This window comes from Limnohabitans sp. (assembly GCF_036804465.1).
Classification (GTDB): domain Bacteria; phylum Pseudomonadota; class Gammaproteobacteria; order Burkholderiales; family Burkholderiaceae_C; genus Limnohabitans.
In genome coordinates this window covers 25,203-45,278 of record NZ_DAIRSK010000011.1, presented here as the reverse complement: position 1 = coordinate 45,278, position 20,076 = coordinate 25,203, and the positions used below count along the sequence as shown (strand labels likewise).

21 protein-coding genes and 1 tRNA gene are annotated in these 20,076 nt (G+C 58.2%); 3 read left to right on the top strand and 19 right to left on the bottom strand.

Features of this window, described 5'->3' with window-relative positions; translation table 11 throughout:
• Positions 1-96: 96 nt before the first annotated feature.
• Positions 97-456 (bottom strand): DUF2946 family protein, encoded by a 360-nt coding sequence (locus tag V7Q41_RS07480; protein WP_108420803.1) that lies wholly within the window; start codon positions 454-456, stop codon positions 97-99.
• 209 nt (positions 457-665) lie between these two features.
• Between V7Q41_RS07480 and V7Q41_RS07475 the strand changes: the two genes are divergently transcribed.
• The gene (locus tag V7Q41_RS07475; RefSeq protein WP_333844932.1) at positions 666-998 is read left to right on the top strand and encodes a helix-turn-helix transcriptional regulator; all 333 of its coding nucleotides are present in this window, start codon (positions 666-668) and stop codon (positions 996-998) included.
• A gap of 71 nt (positions 999-1,069) precedes the next feature.
• On the opposite strand, the gene V7Q41_RS07470 is transcribed toward V7Q41_RS07475, so the two are convergent.
• The 4 genes from V7Q41_RS07470 to V7Q41_RS07455 form a co-directional block, all read right to left on the bottom strand.
• Positions 1,070-1,159: transfer RNA gene (locus tag V7Q41_RS07470), tRNA-Ser, on the bottom strand.
• Between the two features lie 34 nt (positions 1,160-1,193).
• Entirely contained in the window at positions 1,194-2,516 is a 1,323-nt protein-coding gene (gene serS, locus V7Q41_RS07465; RefSeq protein WP_333844927.1) for a serine--tRNA ligase, read from the bottom strand.
• Positions 2,517-2,531: 15 nt separating this feature from the next.
• Positions 2,532-3,467 carry a 4-hydroxy-3-methylbut-2-enyl diphosphate reductase gene (ispH, locus tag V7Q41_RS07460; RefSeq protein WP_333844924.1) on the bottom strand — a complete coding sequence of 312 codons (936 nt, stop codon included), beginning with the start codon at positions 3,465-3,467 and terminating at the stop codon, positions 2,532-2,534.
• Positions 3,468-3,472: 5 nt separating this feature from the next.
• On the bottom strand, positions 3,473-3,931 hold the full coding sequence (locus V7Q41_RS07455) for an FKBP-type peptidyl-prolyl cis-trans isomerase (protein ID WP_333844921.1): 459 nt from the start codon (positions 3,929-3,931) through the stop codon (positions 3,473-3,475).
• A gap of 64 nt (positions 3,932-3,995) precedes the next feature.
• Between V7Q41_RS07455 and radC the strand changes: the two genes are divergently transcribed.
• Together radC and V7Q41_RS07445 are read left to right on the top strand one after the other, a co-directional pair.
• On the top strand, positions 3,996-4,673 hold the full coding sequence (gene radC, locus V7Q41_RS07450; protein ID WP_333845117.1) for a RadC family protein: 678 nt from the start codon (positions 3,996-3,998) through the stop codon (positions 4,671-4,673).
• A complete protein-coding gene (locus V7Q41_RS07445; protein WP_442918820.1) occupies positions 4,670-5,311 on the top strand; it encodes a Smr/MutS family protein in 642 nt (213 codons plus the stop codon). The genes radC and V7Q41_RS07445 overlap by 4 nt, the downstream gene beginning before the upstream one ends.
• Before the next feature lie 29 nt (positions 5,312-5,340).
• Here V7Q41_RS07445 and V7Q41_RS07440 read toward each other — a convergent pair whose 3' ends face one another.
• From V7Q41_RS07440 to V7Q41_RS07375, 14 genes are all read right to left on the bottom strand, one after another.
• On the bottom strand, positions 5,341-7,965 hold the full coding sequence (locus V7Q41_RS07440) for an ABC transporter permease (protein ID WP_333844919.1): 2,625 nt from the start codon (positions 7,963-7,965) through the stop codon (positions 5,341-5,343).
• On the bottom strand, positions 7,962-8,846 hold the full coding sequence (locus V7Q41_RS07435) for a formate dehydrogenase accessory sulfurtransferase FdhD (protein ID WP_333844916.1): 885 nt from the start codon (positions 8,844-8,846) through the stop codon (positions 7,962-7,964). Before V7Q41_RS07435 ends, V7Q41_RS07440 begins: the two co-directional genes overlap by 4 nt.
• Before the next feature lie 72 nt (positions 8,847-8,918).
• Entirely contained in the window at positions 8,919-9,266 is a 348-nt protein-coding gene (locus V7Q41_RS07430) for a hypothetical protein (protein WP_333844913.1), read from the bottom strand.
• 24 nt (positions 9,267-9,290) lie between these two features.
• Positions 9,291-10,427, bottom strand: a complete 1,137-nt coding sequence (locus tag V7Q41_RS07425; RefSeq protein WP_333844910.1) for a formate dehydrogenase subunit gamma — start codon at positions 10,425-10,427, stop codon at positions 9,291-9,293.
• Between the two features lie 11 nt (positions 10,428-10,438).
• Positions 10,439-10,660: a hypothetical protein gene (locus tag V7Q41_RS07420; protein WP_333844908.1), complete on the bottom strand. Its 222-nt coding sequence runs from the start codon at positions 10,658-10,660 to the stop codon at positions 10,439-10,441.
• The gene (fdh3B, locus tag V7Q41_RS07415) at positions 10,657-11,289 is read right to left on the bottom strand and encodes a formate dehydrogenase FDH3 subunit beta (RefSeq protein WP_333844906.1); all 633 of its coding nucleotides are present in this window, start codon (positions 11,287-11,289) and stop codon (positions 10,657-10,659) included. Before fdh3B ends, V7Q41_RS07420 begins: the two co-directional genes overlap by 4 nt.
• 10 nt (positions 11,290-11,299) lie before the next feature.
• Positions 11,300-14,263 carry a formate dehydrogenase subunit alpha gene (locus V7Q41_RS07410; RefSeq protein ID WP_333844904.1) on the bottom strand — a complete coding sequence of 988 codons (2,964 nt, stop codon included), beginning with the start codon at positions 14,261-14,263 and terminating at the stop codon, positions 11,300-11,302.
• A gap of 11 nt (positions 14,264-14,274) precedes the next feature.
• Positions 14,275-14,505: a formate dehydrogenase gene (locus V7Q41_RS07405; RefSeq protein ID WP_333844900.1), complete on the bottom strand. Its 231-nt coding sequence runs from the start codon at positions 14,503-14,505 to the stop codon at positions 14,275-14,277.
• Between the two features lie 182 nt (positions 14,506-14,687).
• Positions 14,688-15,305 (bottom strand): TorD/DmsD family molecular chaperone, encoded by a 618-nt coding sequence (locus V7Q41_RS07400; RefSeq protein ID WP_333844897.1) that lies wholly within the window; start codon positions 15,303-15,305, stop codon positions 14,688-14,690.
• A gap of 8 nt (positions 15,306-15,313) precedes the next feature.
• Positions 15,314-17,413 carry a 4Fe-4S binding protein gene (locus tag V7Q41_RS07395; RefSeq protein WP_333844894.1) on the bottom strand — a complete coding sequence of 700 codons (2,100 nt, stop codon included), beginning with the start codon at positions 17,411-17,413 and terminating at the stop codon, positions 15,314-15,316.
• The gene (locus tag V7Q41_RS07390) at positions 17,340-18,005 is read right to left on the bottom strand and encodes a DUF3306 domain-containing protein (RefSeq protein ID WP_333844891.1); all 666 of its coding nucleotides are present in this window, start codon (positions 18,003-18,005) and stop codon (positions 17,340-17,342) included. The genes V7Q41_RS07395 and V7Q41_RS07390 overlap by 74 nt, the downstream gene beginning before the upstream one ends.
• A complete protein-coding gene (locus V7Q41_RS07385; RefSeq protein WP_333844888.1) occupies positions 17,995-18,585 on the bottom strand; it encodes a DUF3305 domain-containing protein in 591 nt (196 codons plus the stop codon). The genes V7Q41_RS07390 and V7Q41_RS07385 overlap by 11 nt, the downstream gene beginning before the upstream one ends.
• A gap of 7 nt (positions 18,586-18,592) precedes the next feature.
• A complete protein-coding gene (gene apbC, locus V7Q41_RS07380) occupies positions 18,593-19,684 on the bottom strand; it encodes an iron-sulfur cluster carrier protein ApbC (RefSeq protein ID WP_333844885.1) in 1,092 nt (363 codons plus the stop codon).
• An 86-nt stretch (positions 19,685-19,770) separates the two neighbouring features.
• The gene (locus V7Q41_RS07375) at positions 19,771-20,049 is read right to left on the bottom strand and encodes a cupin domain-containing protein (RefSeq protein ID WP_333844882.1); all 279 of its coding nucleotides are present in this window, start codon (positions 20,047-20,049) and stop codon (positions 19,771-19,773) included.
• Positions 20,050-20,076 lie beyond the last annotated feature (27 nt).

The window sequence follows — 20,076 nt, the reverse complement described above, 5'->3', positions numbered from 1 at the left end:
CAGATTTTTCCTTCAAAGATCGCAGGCGAGTTCCTGCAAGAAGCAGGTCGCCAACTAAAAAGGGGCAGCACCTAATGTGCTATGCCCGCTTGGAGATCAAAGAGAGGAGTTCGGAGGTCCGCGCGAAGGAAGCGGCGGCGCAGTGACAGACGCAATGTGGGCCGCTGCAATTGGGTGCAGGGCATGCGCCAAGGGGGAGAATTTTTCGAATTGAACGGTCAACGGTGGGGGCGGAGCCGTTACTGAAGCACACAGTGGGCAGTCCATGCTAGCCGAGGCTTTGAGCTCCCCGTCATCCCCAGTTATGTCCACCATTTTCATGCCGCCGCTCGCCGTACAGACCATTTGCAAGCTATCTGGCTTGATGACTGTGGCGGCGATGGCAGAACCCAAAAACAGCGCAAACCACACCAACACCAGTTTGGCGATGAGTTTTGAGTTGCGCAGGGTATGCATCGCATGATTATGACAAAAGTCAACGTGGTCCAAGTCAAAATCGCGAAATTGTTAGGTGCGACTGCTTTTGACAGGCCCACAACACACCGTTTTTAATGGTCGAAATAAAACCTCGCGGGGCATGCACCACCCCCTGCTGAGAAAAAAACCCAGCCAACCGGTATGAACCTATATGAAACCACTGCATATAGGCATCAAGGAGCAAGCCCATGGCTACTAGCTACACCTCGTCTTCGAACCCACGGACTGAAAAAATGGGTGACGTGCTGGACGTCCTGTCAAGTGGCATCGCCAAATCAGCAGCCAACGAACCCAAGTTCGAGCCCCAACACCTTGCTAAAGAGGTCCCGGCCGAACCTAGACGCCAGCTACTGACAGAAAAGATGCTCGCCGATCGTTGGGTGTGTTCAGTCGCACGCCTTCAGCGCTGGCGCACCGTCGGCGAGGGCCCGCAGTACTTGAAAATCGTGGGGAAAGTTTTGTACCGGCTCAAAGACATTGAGGCCTATGAAGAAGCCTGTCTGATCCGGAAAGTGTTCTAGGAGCGCACCCAAGGAGGCCCCGAACGGGTTGTAAATTGTTCGAACGACTTGGAATCAGTTCGAAATAGTCTTGGCGGAGAAGGAGGGATTCGAACCCTCGGTAGGGTCGCCCCTACGCTTGATTTCGAGTCAAGTACATTCGACCACTCTGCCACTTCTCCTGATTCGGTGTCGTTTGTCGAAGGCGCCATTCTATCAGCCGCGTAACTCGACCATGCCGCCCATGTAGGGGCGCAGCGCATCGGGTACGCGCACACTGCCATCGGCTTGCTGGTAGTTCTCCAGCACCGCCACCAAGGTGCGGCCCACGGCGAGGCCAGAACCGTTCAAGGTGTGCACCAGTTCGTTTTTGCCTTGGGCGTTTTTGTAGCGGGCTTGCAAACGGCGCGCTTGGAAGGCTTCGCAGTTGGACACCGAGCTGATTTCGCGGTAGGTGTTTTGCGCGGGCAACCAGACTTCAAGGTCGTGGGTCTTGGTGGCACCAAAGCCCATGTCACCGGTACACAGCAACATCACGCGGTAGGGCAAGCCCAGCTTTTGCAGCACGGCTTCGGCGTGGCCTGTCATTTCTTCCAAGGTCTCGTCGCTCGTGTCGGGATGCACGATTTGCACCATCTCGACTTTGTCAAACTGGTGCTGGCGAATCAGGCCGCGTGTGTCACGGCCTGCGCTACCCGCTTCGGACCGAAAGCAGGGGGTGTGGGCCGTCAGCTTGATGGGCAACTCGTTTTCAGCCAACACCACGTCGCGCACGAAGTTGGTCAAAGGCACTTCACTGGTGGGGATCAGATACAACGCGGCGCTTTCGCTGGCCGCTTCGCCTTCTTGGCCGCCTTTTTTGGCGGCAAACAAGTCTTCTTCAAACTTGGGCAACTGGCCTGTGCCTCTGAGGCTGTCAGCATTCACGATGTACGGCGTGTAGCACTCGGTGTAGCCATGTTCTTGGGTTTGCACGTCCAGCATGAACTGCGCAAGTGCGCGGTGCATGCGGGCAATCTGGCCCTTCATGACCGTGAAGCGCGAACCCGAGAGCTTCACGCCCATTTCAAAGTCAAGGCCCAAAGGCTCGCCCAAGTCCACATGGTCTTTGGGCTGGAAGCCCAAAGGTGCAGGCTCGGTGCCTGTGGGGCTCCAGCTGCGCAGCACCACGTTGCCGTGTTCGTCTTCGCCCACGGGCACGCTGTCGTGCGGCAAATTGGGCACGGCCAGCAAGAGGGACTGCAGCTCTGGCTGCAGCGCATCCAAGCGCACAGCCGAGGCGTCGAGTTCGGTTTTGAGGTCGGCCACTTGTGCCATCACACCGTCAGCGCTCTCGCCTTTGGCTTTGAGCATGCCGATTTGCTTTGACAGCGCGTTGCGGCTGGCTTGCAACTCTTCGGTGCGGGTCTGCAAGGTTTTGCGCTCAGCCTCTAGCGCCTGGTAAGCCGCCACATTCAAAAACGTTTGTGGGCTTTTGCGCGTTTCGAGCTTGGCAATGACGCTGGGCAGGTCGCGGCGCAGTTGGTTGATGTCGAGCATGGAATTTCAGTCCTGTTACTTCAGCCCTTTGGGCAGCGGGAATTTGATGGTTTCTTCCACACCATCGAGGGTTCGCACAGACAAGGCGCCCAAGGCGCGCATACGGGCAATGACTTGCTGCACCAAGATGTCGGGAGCCGAGGCGCCGGCGGTCAGGCCCACACGGGTCACGCCTGCAAACCATTCTTCTTTCAGCTCCTCGGCGCTGTCGACCATGTAGCTGGGTGCGCCCGAGCGTTGCGCCACATCGCGTAAGCGGTTGCTGTTGGAGCTCGTGGGACTGCCCACCACGATGACCAAATCGACCTCGTTGCTCAACACCTTGACCGCATCTTGTCGATTTTGGGTGGCGTAGCAAATGTCTTGCATCTTGGGCTTACGAATGTTTGGGAAACGCGCCACCACTGCATCGGAAATCATGGCTGCATCATCCACGCTGAGGGTGGTTTGTGTGACCACGGCCAAGCGCAGGGTTTGCTTGGGCGACACTTTGGCCACATCCTCCACGTCTTCTACCAAATAGATGCCGTCTAGCAACTGACCCATGGTGCCTTCGACCTCAGGGTGACCTTTGTGGCCAATCATGATGAACTCAAAGCCTTCCTTGTGTAGCTTGGCCACTTCCACATGCACCTTGGTCACGAGCGGACAAGTGGCGTCAAACACAGTAAAGCCACGTCGCGTGGCCTCTTCTTCCACCGACTTGGGCACGCCATGAGCACTGAACACCAAGGTGGCGCCTTCGGGCACATCGGCCAAGTCTTCAATGAAGATGGCACCCCGTTGCTTGAGGTCTTCCACCACATAGGTGTTGTGCACGATTTCGTGGCGCACATACACAGGCGAGCCAAACTTCTCTAAGGCACGGTCGACGATGTCGATGGCACGGTCTACGCCAGCGCAAAACCCACGCGGCTCGGCGAGCACAATTTCTTTGAGGCTATGGTTCATGGTGTTTATAAAATTCCAATGACTTTGACTTCAAACGTCACAGGCTGGTTGGCCAATGGGTGGTTGAAGTCAAACAAAACTTGGTCGCCGTCCACCTTTTGAACCGCGCCAGCAAAAGAGCCTTGACCCGTGGGCGCGGGGAACTGGACCACATCACCCGCAGTGTATTGCTCGTCGGGATCGCCAAATTCTTTGAGCAGGCTCTTGCTTACCCACTGCTGCATCTCGGGGTTGCGCTCACCGAAGGCCTCGCCAGCGGCCAGCTCAAACGTGGTGTGCGCACCTTCTTCAAGCCCCATCAAACGCTGCTCTAGCGCGGGCGACAACTCACCCGCGCCCAGCGAAAGGGTGGCGGGTTTGTCGTTGAAGGTATTGATAACGTCGCCTTGCGGTCCCGAAAGCCGATAGTGCAGCGTCAAAAAAGAAGCGGGCCCGATGGTAGGGTGAGCGTTGGATGCAGTCATAGGACTCTCATTGTTAGACCCTCTATTGTAGAAAGCTCTCGCTATGGACCGAATGCCCGAACCCATGACCATTGCCCAGCTACCCGCCGAGATGCGCCCACGTGAAAAACTGCTCAAGCACGGTGCGTCCGCGCTGACCGACACCGAGCTGCTGGCCTTGTTTTTGCGCACTGGCATCAAGGGCAAAGGTGTGTTTGTGATGGCCCAAGAGCTGTTGGACCGCTTCAAAGGTTTTGCCGGTCTGATTCATGCCAGCGCGGCTGAGCTCAAAACCTTCAAAGGCATGGGCGGCGACGCCAAACGCTCGCAACTGGTGGCCGTGTTGGAGATGGCGCGACGCGCCCTGACCCAACAATTAACTGAAACCACTGTGATGAATTCACCCAATGCGGTGAAACAATACTTACAACTTGAATTAGCGCAACTCAAACACGAGGTATTTGCAGTTTTGTTTCTTGATGCCCACAACCGACTGCTGTCTTACCAGCCCATGTTTCGTGGCTCGCTGTCGCAAACCATGGTCTACCCCCGCGAAGTGGCCAAGACTGCCCTGGCCTTGGGGGCAGACGGCGTGGTGCTGGCGCACAACCACCCGGGCGGCACCGTCAAACCTTCGCAAGCCGATATGAAGCTGACCCGTACCCTGCAAGAAGCACTGGCCTTGATAGACGTGACGGTGCGCGACCACATCATCGTGGCGCAGGGTAAGTATTTGTCAATGGCCGAAGAGGGGCTGCTGTGAAAGCCAAATCACTGCAAGACCTAGGCGCCATCCGCAAGCAGGTGAACGACGCGGCGCTGGCCGCTGCTGCCGCAGAAGCAGCACGCCGAGAAGCGGCACGCCTTGCCGAAGCAGAGCGCAATTTATTTACCCAAGCGATTGGCAAGGTCAAACCCATCGCCGCCAAAGACCGTGTGCACATCAGCCCGCCTCGCCCGGCAGCACGCCCTCTGCAGCAAGACCTAGACGACCAAGCCGCACTGAGCGAGAGCATGAGCGACGAGTTTGATGTGAGCACCCTGCTAGATGTGGACGACCAACTCAGCTTTCGTCGCCCTGGCATTGGCACAGATGTGACACACAAACTGCGCAAAGGCGAATGGGCCATGCAAGGCCAGCTCGACCTGCACGGCTTTCGCAGCGACGAGGCCCGCGAAGCGCTTGGCCAATTTGTGCGCGACGCCAAACGCATGGGCTGGCGCTGTGTGCGCGTGGTACACGGCAAAGGTTTGGGCTCACCCGGCAAAGAGCCGGTGCTCAAGAGCAAAGTGCAGCGCTGGTTGGTGCAAAAGAACGAGGTGCTGGCTTTTGTGCAAGCCAAGCCTTCAGATGGGGGCGGCGGCGCTTTGGTGGTTCTGTTGGGGCCGAGCAAGCTTTGAGCAGTTCGGTGTGTATCCGTTCGTGGCCGTCATTGGCTGGCTTGCCTGAGCGTCTGCACCACAGGGCGGCGCAGCACATCGCGCAAACCCCACCAGCCTGCGGCCAAGGCCAGCAAAGCACCCACAGCAGCGCCCAGCAAAGGCACCCACGGACTGGCCGTCCACTCAAATTCAAACGCATAGCGGGCCAAGCCCCAGCCCATGACCATGGCCACACTGGTGGCCAACAAGCCAGCCAGAGCACCCACCCCTGCGAGCTCGGTACGCTGCACACGGGCCAACAATTGGTTGGACGCACCCAGTGCACGCAAGACTGCGTATTCACGCGCTCGCTCCTCGCGTGTGGCGGTCACCGCGGCGAACAACACCACCAAACCCGCTGCCAAGGTGAACAAGAATAAAAACTCCACTGCACTGACCACTTGGCTGAGCACGCTTTGTACTTGATTCAAAGTAGCGCCCATGTCCACGTTGGTGATGTTGGGAAATTGGCGCGTGAGTTGGTTGTCAAAGCTCTGCCCCGACGCACGCGGTGGCGCACGAAATGCGGCAATGTAGGTGCTGGGGACTTCAAAGCCGTCATCTGTCAACAGCTGGTTGACGGGATACAGGACAAAGAAGTTGGCTCGCATAGATGTCCAGTCCACACGCCTGACCGAGGTGATGCGCGCTTCGCGTGACATGCCCGCGATATCAAAACGCAGGCTGTCGCCGAGTTTGAGATTCAAAGTTTTGGCAATACCGTCTTCGATGCTCAAACCCTTGGGATCTTCGGCTTGCCAAGAGCCGCGCACCACTTGGTTGTGTTCGGGCGACTGGTTGCTGTAGGACACATTGAACTCACGGTCCATCAAGCGCTTGGCGCGCTCATCGTTGTAACTGTCGGGCGTGACGCTGACGTCGTTGACCGCTACCAAGCGCGCACGCACCATGGGATACCAGTCGAGTTTGTTCACCCCCGCATCGCGCAAATTTTGCAAAAACGGTTCGGACTGCGAGGGCTGGATATTCAAAATAAATCGGTTGGGCGCGTCTGCTGGCGTGGCATTGCGCCAACTGCTGATGAGGTCGGTGCGCAGCAGCACCAGCAACGCCAAAGCCAGCAAGCCCACCGCCAAGGCGCTCACCTGCACCATGGCATAGACAGGTCGGGCGCTGATTTGCCGCGTGGCCAACATCAACCACGGGGGTGCGGCGCCCTCAACCACGCTGCGACGCAACAACCAAACGGCCAGCCACGCCATGCCAGCAAAGACCAACACGGCCCCCGCAAACCCACCTACCACCATGAGGCCCAGCTTGACATCACGGCTCACGGCGACCAACAACACCGCAAAACCCGTCAACCCCAAGGCCCACACGCTCAGCGTGGTGGCTTTGAGTTCGCCCACATCGCGGCGCATCACCCGCAACGCAGGCACGCTGGCCAGTTGCAACACGGGCGGCAAGCCAAACGCAAGTAACAAGGTCAGTCCCGTGCCTAAGCCGTACACCAAGGGCCACACGCTGGGTGCAGGCAAAGCGGTTTGAACCAAGCCCTTGAGCAAGGCCACGAACACCCAATGCACCCCATAGCCCAAGGCCAAACCCAAACCGCTGGCAAACAGGCCCACCCACACAAATTCAGCGGAATAAGCCAGCGTGATGTGGCGTTGACTCAGGCCCAACACACGCAGCATGGCACAGTCGTCCAAGTGGCGGGCAGCAAATGCGCGTGCCGCCAGTGCCACCGCCACAGCGCTGAGCAAAGCCGCCAGCAAAGCCACCAAGTTCAAGAACTTGCCCGCACGGTCCAAGGTTTGGCGCATCTCGGGCCGACCTGCATCCAGCGATTCCACACGCACGCCGCGCACGTCGGGCTTTTTGCTGTGGGTCTGAACCCAGTCAGAAAAATCAGCCACCGCCGCAGGCTCGCCTACCAAGGCAAGCCGGTAGCTGATGCGGCTGGCGGGTTGGATCAAACCCGTGGCGTCGATGTCGGCAGCGTTGATCATCACACGGGGCGCAAAGTTCATAAAGCCCGCACCGCGGTCGGGCTCGGTCACCAACACCTGGCTGATGCGCACACGGATGTTGCCCAAGACCAATGCATCACCCACATCCAACCCCAGCGCTTCTAAGCCGCCCGCATCGACCCAAGCTTGGCCACGCTCGGGCACTTGCTTGGTTTTGCGAGCCGCCTGAGCGCCTTCAGGCGTCAAAGAAGCTTGGGCTTGCATGAGGTCTTGTGCCACACGCAGCTCTCCTCGTAGGGGGTAGCCTGCTTCCACTGCTTTGAGCGCTACCAATTTGCTGTTGCCATCTCCACCCGCGGCGAGCACACCACGCACCATGGTTGGAAATGTCAAGCTGGTCACACCCTTCAAGCCCGCCTGCGCAGCACGCTGAGCAATGTCATCGGGCGTGGGGTGGTCGCTCACCACCACCACATCGCCGCCTAAAAGCTGACGGGCATCACGCTGCAAGCCGCCGTTCAAACGGTCGGCCAAAAAGCTGACCGAGCTCAGTGCAGCCACGCCCAAAGCCACCGCCACCACCAACAAGCGCAGCTCACCCGCACGCGCATCACGCCACAGCGTGCGCCATGCCAAAGCCCACCAAGTGACGCCACTGGCCGTGCCGTGCTCAGACCTTGCTGGCGCGTGTTGGCTCATGCTGGGCTCACCTTGTGCACACCGCCTTGCGCCAAGGCGGGGTTGAGCTGCAAGCGCTCACGCGCGGTGTAGCAAAGAAAGTGTTTGTTGGTCGCGCGGCCAATGGTGCACAACTGCAACCGTGCGGCCACGTCATAGCCCATTTGCGTGATGCCGCTGCGCGACACCACCACAGCCACACCCATTTGGGCAGACTTCATCACCATTTCGCTGGTCAAGCGGCCAGTGGTGTAAAAAATTGAATCCGCATCGGCTGCCACGCCGTTCATCCACATCCAGCCGGCAATGGTATCGATGGCGTTGTGGCGGCCCACATCTTCTACAAAGATTTGCATGTGCTCGCCGCTGAACAAGGCGCAGCCATGCACTGAACCCGCTGATTTGTAGGTGCTTTCTTGCAGGCGAATGGCATGGAGCAGCGCATACAAACGCGCTTGCGTGATGCATGCATCGGGCAGCACGAGGGTGTCAATCTCGCCCATCAAGTCACCAAACACGCTGCCCTGCCCGCAGCCCGTGGTGACCACGCGCTTTTCTGTGCGAGCCGCTATGTCAGCAATGCCTTGGCGGGTTTTGACAGCCGCTACGCCAGCGCCGTCTTCGCCAGCGTCCCAATCGAGCGTGATGGATTCGACTTCGCTCACATCGGACACCAAGCGCTGGTTGCGCAAGTAGCCCAATACCAACAGCTCTGGGTGTGCGCCCAAGGTCATGAGGGTGACGATTTCGCGCTTGTCGACATACACAGTGAGTGCGCGCTCAGCAGGGATGGCCACTTGCTCGAACAAGCCGTGTTCGTTGACCACCTCAATTTGGCGCGTCAGCTCGGCGTGGACTTGGGTGAGGTGGGGCAGCAAGGGAGATGAAGAGACCAAAGGCATAAGCTGAGTAGGCTACAGCAAAAAGGGCCAGCACCTCTCAGTGCGGCCCAATCGACAGCGAGGCTGTGTGGATTACTTTTTTGCCGGCGCTGCAGCCACTGCAGGTGCAGCGGGTGCAGCGGCAGGAGCGGCCGCAGCAGCAGGCGCTGCTTCTGGCGGTGTGTAAACAAACTTACCTGGGTCAGCACAAGGTGGGGTGGCCACGGGCTTGCCCGCTTGGGCTTTGTTGGTCTTTTGCACATGGGCCGCCACTTTGTCTTGCGACTTGCACAGCAGATAAGCGTCGACCTTGCCTGTGTGCGCGGTTTTGGCTTTGGCTTCTTCTGCCTTGGCTTTGGCCTCGTCGTTGAGCGGTGGCAGTTTGGCAAACGCAGCAGCGCTGGCTGCGGTCAAGATCAATGCAATCAGAGCTTTGTTCATAGTTGTTCTCCAGTGTCAGCTCGCTCAGGCGCGCGCTGGGTTGCCCGAACTTTCGGTGCGATGGGCAGGAATCTTGCCAGCCTTGATGTCGTCATGCCACAGTTCATGGTGTTCTTTGGCCCAAGTTTCGTCCACATAGCCTGTACGCATGGCTTTGTAAGCGCCTTGCATGCCGACCGTGCCCATGTAGATGTGGCCAATGAACATAGCCATCATCAACAAGGTGGCCACAGCATGGATCATGTGTGCAATTTGCATGGTGCCGCGCTCATACACCAAGAAGGGAACGATTTTGTCCAGCACAAAGCCAGACGCCACCACCACCAAGCCCAGGCCAAAGACGCCGCCCCAGAACACCACTTTTTCACCTGCGTTGAAGCGGTGCGACGGCACTTCTGCGCCACCAAACAAGCCACCGGCTTTGATGATCCAAGTCCAGTCTTCTTTGCTTGGCCAGTTGTCTTTGAGGAAAGTGAAAAACACCACCGTCAACGACACCGCAAACACGGGGCCCGCAAAGTTGTGCGCGTTTTTGAGCAAATACGTGATCCAACCAAACAGCGTGTCGCCAATGATGGGTTGCATGAAGTACTTGCCAAAGGCCATGACAATGCCAGAAATAGCCAAGATCACAAACGTGATGGCATTGCTCCAATGGGCTGAGCGCTCAAAAGGGGTGAAGCGCTCAATCTCGACACCGGTGGGCTTGCCATGCAACATGATCATGCCCTTGCGCCAGTAGAAAATGCCAACCGCGCCCAAAGCAATCAATATCAAGGCACCACCGTAAGGAATGATCCAGTTGTTGCGCACTTGCCGCCACGCTTCGCCAGCTGTGGTCAGGCGTGAGCCAGGGTACTGCACAAAGGGTTGAATCAGCACGCCGGCTTCAGGGGCCTCTGATTTAGGCAGACTGGTGTAGCCGTCTGCCCCAGCACCCACAGCGCGCCACATGGGTGCGTTGTTGCCAGGCTGAACTTGGCCGCGTTGTGCGTTGTTTTGCTCGGCGTAGCCAGGCGCGTCGCTGGCATCAGGCTTGACGTCTTGGATGTTGACGCTTTGCACGGCCAAGGCCGCGGCAGGCGCTTTGTCTTGTGCCACAGCGGACAGTGCGAACACCGTCAACGCTGCACACAAGACCGATTGAAAAGAGCGGTACATGATGTGCCCCTTTATTTCGGTGCGCGACTGTGGTCGTCTTGGCCATATTGGCCGCGTGCACGCAACTGTTGTTCCCAGCTTGTTTTGTCGCCAGCGGTCCAACCTGCTTCGACATAACTGTTGGCAGCACCGCTGTAAGCGGTGGCATCGTTTTTGGTGCCGAGGGTTTGGGCGTTTTCACCGCAAGCAGTGAGTGCGGCCACGCTCAGCACAATGAGTGAGATGTGTTTCATGATTTTTTCACTCCTTCAGCCTTGGCGGGTGCTTGGCCCGCTTGCTTGGAGCCATAAGCCGTACCCCAGCCCCACACCTCAGCGCCCTTGTTGCGCTTGAGCACGCGGTTGCGGAAGATATCAGCCACCATGTCGCCGTCGCCAGCAAGCAAGGCTTTGGTGGAACACATTTCGGCACAAGCAGGCAACTTGCCCTCGGCCAAACGGTTGCGACCGTATTTTTCAAACTCGGCTTGGCTGCCGTTGGCTTCTGGGCCACCCGCGCAGAAGGTGCATTTGTCCATTTTGCCGCGCACACCAAAGGTGCCTTGGCTTGGGAACTGAGGCGCACCAAATGGACAAGCGTAGGAACAATAGCCACAGCCAATACAGATGTCTTTGTCGTGCAAGACCACGCCTTCGTCGGTCTTGTAGAAGCAGTTCACTGGGCAAACCGCCATACAAGGCGCGTCAGAACAATGCATACACGCCACAGAGATAGACCTCTCGCCAGGGACGCCGTCGTTCAACGTGACCACACGGCGGCGGTTCACGCCCCATGGGACTTCGTGTTCATTTTTACAAGCGGTGACGCAACCGTTGCACTCGATACAACGCTCTGCGTCGCAAATAAATTTCATGCGTGCCATTTAATTCTCCTTAGGCGCGTTCGATGTCGCAAACAGTGGTCTTGGACTCTTGCATCATGGTGACGCTGTCATATCCATACGTGGTGGCGGTGTTGACTGCTTCACCACGCACCACGGGCGCTGCGCCCTTGGGGTAGTACTTGAGCATGTCTTCGCCTTGCCAGCGGCCAGAGAAGTGGAAAGGCATCCAAACGGTGCCTGAATCCACGCGCTCGGTCACCAAGGCCTGCACATTCAAACGTGCGCCCGTTGGGCTCTTCAACCACACGCGCTCACCGTTGCGAATGCCACGGTCAGCGGCGGTCTTGGGGTTGATTTCAACATAGGCTTCTTGTTGCAACTCGGCCAACCAAGGGTTGGAACGGGTTTCTTCGCCGCCACCTTCGTACTCGACCAAACGGCCTGAGGTGAGGATGAGCGGGAATTTCTCGTGCACTTTGTCGGCCAAGTTTTTGTCTTGAACTGTTTTGAACAAGGTGGGCAGACGCCAAAACGCTTTTCTGTCAGCGTGCGTGGGGTACTTTTCCATCAGGTCAGGACGGGTGCCATACAAAGGCTCACGGTGCTGGGGAATCGGATCTGGGAAGTTCCACACCACGGCACGCGCTTTGGCATTACCAAAAGGATGGCAACCATGGTTTTGCATGAACACACGGATCATGCCGCCCGAATTGTCGGTTTTCCAGTTCTTGCCTTCAGCCAATGCTTTTTCAGCATCCGTGAGCTCATCCCACCAGCCGAGTTTCTTCAGCAAGACGTGGTCGAGTTCAGGGTAGCCCGTGGTGATGTCAGCGCCTTTGGAGTGCGAACCGTCTTCGGCCAACAAGTTTTTGCCGTCTTTTTCCACACCGAAGTTGGCGCGGAAGTTACCGCCGCCATCCATGACGTGCTTGGAGGTGTCGTACAGATTGGGTGAGCCTGGGTGCTTGAGTTCGGGTGTGCCGTAGCAAGGCCAAGGCAGGCCGAAGTAGTCACCACCAAAGTCGTAACCGGTTTCTTTGTCTTTGCCACCTTTGGACTTGAGGGTCTTCACGTCGAACAAGTGCATGTTCTTCATGTGGGCCTTCAGGCGCTCAGGGCTTTGGCCGGTGTAGCCAATGGTCCAGACCGATTTGTTGATTTCACGCAAGATGTCTTCGACCATGGGTTCATCCATGCCTTTGACTTTTTGCATCTTGTAGTTCTTGACCAGCTCAGGGCCAAAGCCCAGCTTTTGCGCGAACTGATACATGATCATGTGGTCAGAGCGGCTTTCCCACAAAGGCTCAATGACCTTTTCGCGCCACTGCAACGAGCGGTTCGATGCGGTGCAAGAGCCACTGGTTTCAAACTGCGTGGCAGCGGGCAACAGGTACACCGCGCGGTTAGGGTTGAGGTCTTCGGCTTTGCCTGGCATGGCTGCCATGGCGGCTGTGGCCGATGGATAGGGGTCGACCACCACCAACAAGTCCAGCTTGTCCATGGCGCGCTTCATCTCCAAACCACGGGTTTGAGAGTTGGGGGCATGGCCCCAATAGAACACGGCCTTCAAGTTGCTGTCTTGGTCAATGAGTTCGTTCTTCTCCATCACGCCGTCGATCCAGCGTGACAAGGTGATGCCAGGCTTGCTCATCATGCCGGGGTTGGCAAAGCGGCCTTTGATCCAGTCGAATTCCACCCCCCACGCCTTGGCGAAGTGTTTCCATGAGCCCTCCACCAAGCCGTAGTAGCCAGGCAATGAATCGGGGTTCGGGCCCACGTCGGTTGCGCCTTGCACGTTGTCGTGGCCACGGAAAATGTTGGTACCGCCACCCATCTTGCCCACGTTGCCCAAGGCCAACTGCAAGATACAAGAGGCACGCACGATGGCGTTGCCCGTGGTGTGCTGGGTCTGGCCCATACACCACACAATAGTGCCAGGGTTGTTCTCGTGCAGCATCTTGGCGACCGAGGTCACTTGTTCAGGCGACACGCCGCAGACTTCTTCGACTTTGTCGAGGGTCCACTTGGCCATGACTTCTTCTTTGACCTTGTCCATGCCGAACACGCGGTCGTTGAGGTATTTTTTGTCTTCCCAGCCATTTTTGAAGATGACGTGCAACAGACCAAAGATGAAGGCGATGTCTGAGCCAGAACGAATCCGCACGTACTCATCAGCCCTGGCCGCTGTGCGGGTGAAGCGAGGATCGACCACGATCATCTTGCAGCCGTTTTCTTTGGCATGCAGCATGTGCAACATGGACACAGGGTGGGCTTCAGCCGCATTGGAGCCGATGTACATGGCGACCTTGCTGTTTTGCATGTCGTTGTACGAGTTGGTCATCGCGCCATAACCCCAGGTGTTGGCCACACCAGCCACAGTGGTGGAGTGACAAATACGGGCTTGGTGGTCGCAGTTGTTGCTACCAAAGTAGCTCACAAACTTGCGCAACAAATAGGCTTGCTCGTTGTTGTGCTTGGAAGAGCCAATCCAGTACACGCTGTCTGGACCTGATGTTTTGCGCAGCTCAAGCAGCTTGGCGCTGATTTCGTCCAAGGCTGTGTCCCAGCTGATGCGCTCGTACTTGCCGTTGACCAGCTTCATGGGGTAGCGCAGGCGGAACTCGCCGTGGCCGTGTTCACGCAGAGCCGCACCTTTGGCGCAATGGGCGCCTAGGTTGATCGGCGAATCAAACACGGCTTCTTGGCGAACCCAGACGCCGTTTTCAACCACCGCGTCCACCGCACAGCCCACGGAACAGTGGGTACACACGGTGCGCTTGACTTCAATCTTGCTTGCGCCAGCGCTGGAAAAAGCACCAGAAGCGTTGGCTTTTTTCACCAAGCTCAGTTGCGTGGCAGCCAGGCCCACGCCAATGCCCAAACCAGAGCGACGCAAAAAGCCACGACGGTCAAGGGTAGGCAAGGCTTGCGACAGGCCGCGTTGCAAGCGGCCAACAAATGCAGAGCTGCTGGACGTTTGGGCAGCAGCGTCAGTTTTACGGGTCAACAACATGGTGTGCTCCTTCAGACGCGGGCGGTTTGGTAGTAACGCTTGACGTGTTCGCTCAAGCTGTAGCCGCCGCCGTTTTCTGGCGCGGGGGGAAGTGTGTTGAGCTCAGCGGCTGGGATGCTGAGGCCGGGCATCGCTGTGACGGCTGCAGCGGCTGCACCTGCGGCAGCAGCGCCCATGAAAAAGCCGCGACGCGACGCTGTCGCTGCACTGTTGGCTTGGTCTTTGGTTTGTTCTGTTTTCATTTTGAGCTCCTCATGATGCCGTGGGTATGCACGACTTTGCATAATGTATACAAGTTGTGGGTTGACCTTGTACGTAGAAACGCCAAGAACGCGAAAATTGATACGAATTGGTAAAAAAAAATATCTGATCTGTCACACATGCGTCAGACCTGCGCCTCGAAAAATGAGCTGAATCACACACCTCAAGTCAGCATGTCAAAGCCCTGCGCCTCCACACTCACAAACGCGCGCGTCAGCTCAGCCACAGCAGCGTAAAAACGTGCACGCGGTGAGGCTTGCAGCGCGTCGCAAAAGGCCGGCAACCAAGTTTGCACATGGGCAGCAAAAAACTTGGCTTGTTGCGTGAGGTTAGACACCGCCACATCCTCACCTGCTACCAAAAAACGCATGACCTCGAACACATAAGACACATGATCTTCGGTCTCAGACATGGTGGTGTCGTCACGCCCCAAACCCAGCGCCGCCAAATCGGTGCGCAACTGAGCCAAAGGTTTTTCGTTCAAAAAGCCGGTCAAGAAATGCGAGGCAAACACATACACCTCAGGCTTGCCGACACCACCAAACAGGGCGTGGTGCTCGTTTTGAATGCTCTGGTCATCCATCTCGCGGGCCAGGCCTACCAGCTGACGCCAAGGCTCTTCCAAAAAACCACCGGCCGTGGGCGCTTCGGTGGCAGCCACACGCAACTGAGCCAAAAGCTCGGCGCGCGCGGGCGCGTAGAACAACTCTGAAAGCAAGCCGTACAACTCGGCGCGTGCGGTTTCTTCGTCAAGGGCGGAGGACAAATGAGGTTCGGTCATACAAATAGTTAAACGATTTTCTGCTCATCGCCAGCAGAGTAAATGTCGATCACGCGGCAGTCGCTACACATCTTGAGGCGCTGCAATGCCTCGCCTTGGAACATCGAGTGGCCGGCCAGCTTGCCAATCATGGCTTCGATGCCTTTGAGCGTGCCAAAGGGCTTGTGGCAGCGCACGCAGCCGTAAGGCTGGGTTTCGTTGAGCACACGCACTTCTTTGCGCTGGGGCGTGAGCAACAAGCGCGGCACCAGGCTGAGCGCATTTTCGGGGCAAGTGCTGACGCACAAGCCGCACTGCACGCAGTTCTTTTCAAAGAAGCGCAACTGCGGCGCTTGTTGGTTGTCTTGCAGCGCGTTGGCGGGGCAGGCGCTGACGCAGCTCATGCACAAGGTGCAGCTGTCTTTGTTGACTTCGACCGTGCCAAAGGGCGAGCCGTCTTTGGGCAGTGCCAAGGCTTCAGGGGCTGAGGGGGTTTTCAAAACCGGTGCGTGCTCAAGCAAGTGGTCCATCACCATGCTGAGGGTGCTGCGTTTGTCAGCCATCACGGCAAAGGTGGCGGCGGGCACAGTGCTGCTCAGGCGTTGTTGGCCTGTGGTGAGGCGTTGCAGCTCGGTGTCGAGCACCATGGCTTGTGTGGCGTGCACCAGCTGCACAGGCATGTGGCCTGGCTTGGCATAGCCCAAGCCTTCCAACATGGCTTGGGCTTGCGCCATTTGCGCTTGCAAACCGTCGGCGTATTGGGGCGCTTCCTCGGCAGTGTGCAGCACCAACACTTGGGCTGCGCCATAGGCCAAGGCTGTGAGCCACACCTCCAGCCCCAGGCTGGCGGTGTGCCACAGCGAGACAGGAATCACATGCGCTGGCAAACCTTTGGCCACGTTGAGTTGCGCAGCACGGCCCAGCTCATTTACCAACACTTGGCCCGCGTCTTGGCTGTGCAGCAAGATGACGGCGTTTTGGCCGCCCGCTTTTTGGTAGGTGGTCAACAAGGTCTTGAGCTTGACGCCTTGCTCGCTGGCACGCGGATAGGCGTAAGACAAAGCACCAGTGGGGCACACCGTGGTGCACGCACCGCAGCCCACGCACAGGTTGGGGTTGACCTTGATTTGTTGGCGCGACTTGTCTGAGCTCACCGCTTGGGCGGAGCAAATGTCGATGCAGGCGTGGCAGCCCACTTGTTCGTTGCGGCTGTGCGCGCAGAGTTTTTGTTTGTAGTCAAAAAATTTGGGCTTTTCAAACTCGCCCACCAGTTCGCGCAAGCGCAACAAATTGGCAGCGCTTGCGCCACGGAAATAGCCTTGCGGCAGGGCGTGGCGGGTAAAGGCAGCGTGCTCGCGCAAGTCGAGCACCAGGTCAAACTCAGCGGTTTCTTCTGTGGCCAAGCGTTGAAAGTTGATGGCCCCCACCGCGCCGCATGCCTTCACGCAATCTCGGTGCGCGCTGCACTTGTTCAGGTCAATTTGGTAGTCCAGCCCAATGGCTTGCTCGGGGCAAGCCGCCACACAGGCGTTGCAGCGTGTGCACAGGTCGAGGTCGATGGGGTTGTTGTTTTGCCAAGTCAGCTTGAACGCGCCCAGCCAGCCTTCCACGCGCAGCACTTGTCCACCCAACACAGGATAGCGACGGCTTTGCGCACCGCCCGCCTCGCCTGCACCTTGGGTGAAGATGGTCACATTCAAGGTGTCGGCCAGCAAGGCGGCAGCTTGCTCGGCTTCGTCGATGCGGCCTAGGATCAGCAAGCGCCCTGCACTCTTGAACGTGACGGTGGGCACAGGCTCAGGCTCGGGCAAATGTGCCGCGGCTAAGAGCGCGGCTATTTTTGGAGAGGCGTTTTTGGCGTCCGCGCTCCAGCCGCCGGTCTCGCGGATGTTGACGAATTTGATGACCGATGTTTTGGCTTGCGCCTCCACTGCCAAATCGCCAAACAGGCGTTGTTCTTGGGTACAGGCCACCACCACGTCGTCCGTGCCTTGCACGGCCTGGATGAAAGCGCCCGCTTCACGGCGGCACAAGGCGGTGTGCAGCGTGAGCGGTTCAGACAGGCTTTGGCTCAGCGCCTTCGGGTCCAGGGGTTGGGTCTGGTTGCAGTCGCAAATCAGCGTTGTCATGCGTAGTGGGCTCGGGGTTGGGTTTGTTTTCAGCAGGGACAGACTGTGCCATGACTTTGGTGTCTTCTGTCGCAGCCTTGTCGCCCAAGCGGGTTTGGACGAGGTCTTGCGGTTCATCGTCAAACAAGTTCAGGGTCTTGGCACTGGTCATTTGACGCAACATCTCCAGAGGCAGGGGGTCGGGCAAGCCGTAGTCGTCGATGTAGATGTCAAGCCGGTCCATCACATTGAAGTGCGGGTCGGCAAATAGCTTTTTCATGGCAGCGTTTTTCACGTCGGGCGCGACGCCTCGGGCCATGAAGCCCGTGAAGTCGGACTCGGGCGTGAGTTGCTGGACATCCGCCAGTGTGGGTGTGGGCTTTTCAGTTTGACCCCCCGGGTGCACTGGCGCTCCTGCGCCTGAGGTGGTGGCGCTCGCTGCAGGCGTTGCGACGGCGCTGGCCAAAGGCACTGGCTTGGTTGGCCGTGAATCGCCGTGCGCCATAGGCGGCGCAGGCTGGGGCTCATCCAAAGGCCGGCCCGCGCGTTCGTCCACCTTGCGGCGCGACCAGCGGCTGAGAAAGCCAGCGGGGCTGTCATCGTCATTGGCCATGACCGCCTCCGTTGTGCGGGCCGCCACCGCGAATTTTTTCGGTACTCACCGAAGCAGGGTTGCCAAAGCGGTCTTGCAAGGTTCGAAAGCTGTCGGGACGACGGCGGCGTTTGGCTTCGACCACCTGGTGCTCGTCGATGAACGCGCTCATCCAAGCCACCACTTCAGTGGGCGCGGGCACTTGGTCTACGTTTTCTTGAGCGTCCAGCCAGCGGCCCGCATCGTGGTAGCTCAAGCTGACCATGGTGGGCACCGCCATCACGTCGTCTGCGAGGCTGGGCTCTTCTTCCATGCGCCACAAAACAAACCAGCACGGCGCAGGCGACGAGGCATTGAGGTAGTAGCCCTCGGCATCGTCTTTGAACAACTCCACCGTGAAGCCAGGGTGGAGCCAAATTTGTTCGTCATCGGTTTGGCGCAGGCAGCGCGGCTTGCTGCCAAAGTGCTCAGCATGCAGCAGCACGTCGTGCCCCGTCACATCGTGCAGCACCCAGCGCCAAGGCTGCCAACGGCTCATGTCACCCGGCACGCGCTCTCGGCGCATGACCACGGCAACTTGCAAGCTGGGGCGTTGCGTCATGTGGGGCTCAAGTCTCTTTGGAAATTTTGATGCTCGGGAACTTGCTGGAGAAGTCTTTGGCCTTGGCCGCAATCTTGACCGCCACTTGACGAGCGACCGCTTTGTAGATGCCAGCCACTTCGCCATCGGGATCGGCCACCACGGTGGGCTTGCCGCTGTCGGCTTGCAGTCGAATTTGCATATTGAGTGGCAACGCGCCTAGGTAGTCCATGCCGTCTTTGGCGGCTAATTTTTTGCCGCCGTCAGCGCCAAAAATGTGCTCGATGTGGCCGCAGTTGGTGCAGACGTGGACCGCCATGTTTTCAACCAAACCGAGGATGGGCACGCCGACCTTCTCAAACATCTTGATGCCTTTTTTGGCGTCCAGCAGCGCAATGTCTTGCGGCGTGGTGACGATCACCGCACCCGTCATGGGCACGCGTTGGCTCAGCGTCAGCTGAATATCACCGGTTCCAGGCGGCATGTCCACAATCAAATAGTCCAGCGCTTTCCAATTGGTTTGGCGCAGCAACTGCTCCAAGGCTTGGGTGGCCATGGGGCCACGCCAAATCATGGCTTCGTCTTGGTCCACCAAGAAGCCAATGGACATGACTTGCACGCCGTAGTTCTCCATCGGGTCCATGGTTTGGCCGTCGCTGCTCTCGGGGCGGCCTTCTATGCCCATCATCATGGGCTGACTGGGGCCATAAATGTCAGCGTCCAGCAGACCCACGCTTGCACCCTCGGCGGCCAAGGCCAAGGCCAAATTGGCCGCGGTGGTGCTTTTGCCCACGCCGCCTTTGCCCGAGGCCACGGCAATGATGTTTTTGACTTGCGGCAACAAAGCCACACCGCGCTGCGCAGCATGCGCCACGATGTTCATGGTGATGTTGGCTGACACGTTGCTCACGCCCGCGACGCTCTTGGCCGCAGCGATCAAATCTTTGCGAAAACCCGCAATTTGGCTTTTGGCGGGGTAGCCCAGCACCACATCAAACGACACATCACCGCCATTGATTTGCAGGTTTTTCAGCGCTTTGGTGGTGACAAAGTCTTTGCCCGTGTTGGGGTCAACGACCGTCTGCAGGGCGGCGGTCAGGGCTTGTTCGTTCGGGGCCATAAATATCTTTGTTCTTGAAATAGGGAGTGCGCGCAAGTCTAGCGCGGGCTAGACCGCTGGTTGGACAAGCCCAGCCACAAAGTAGCTTAGTTTCTGCGGGCCACCCAGTAAACAGCCCCCTCAGCCCCATAGCGCTCGTCATGCGGCACGTTGGGCTCCAGCTCAAAAACAGCGCCTGGCACCAAGTGCTGGGTGTGGCCGTTCATGGTCAGCCACATCTCGCCGCGCGTGAGCAGGGCGTGCACACCAAACGGGTGGGTATGGGTCTCAAGTACGGTGTGGGGCGCCCATTCACGCGCAATCACCTCATCAAAACCAGCAGCCAGTGCCTGTTGTTGGAATTCGTCAAAGTTGGGCAGATTCATGCATAGATTTTGCAGGAACTAAAATCG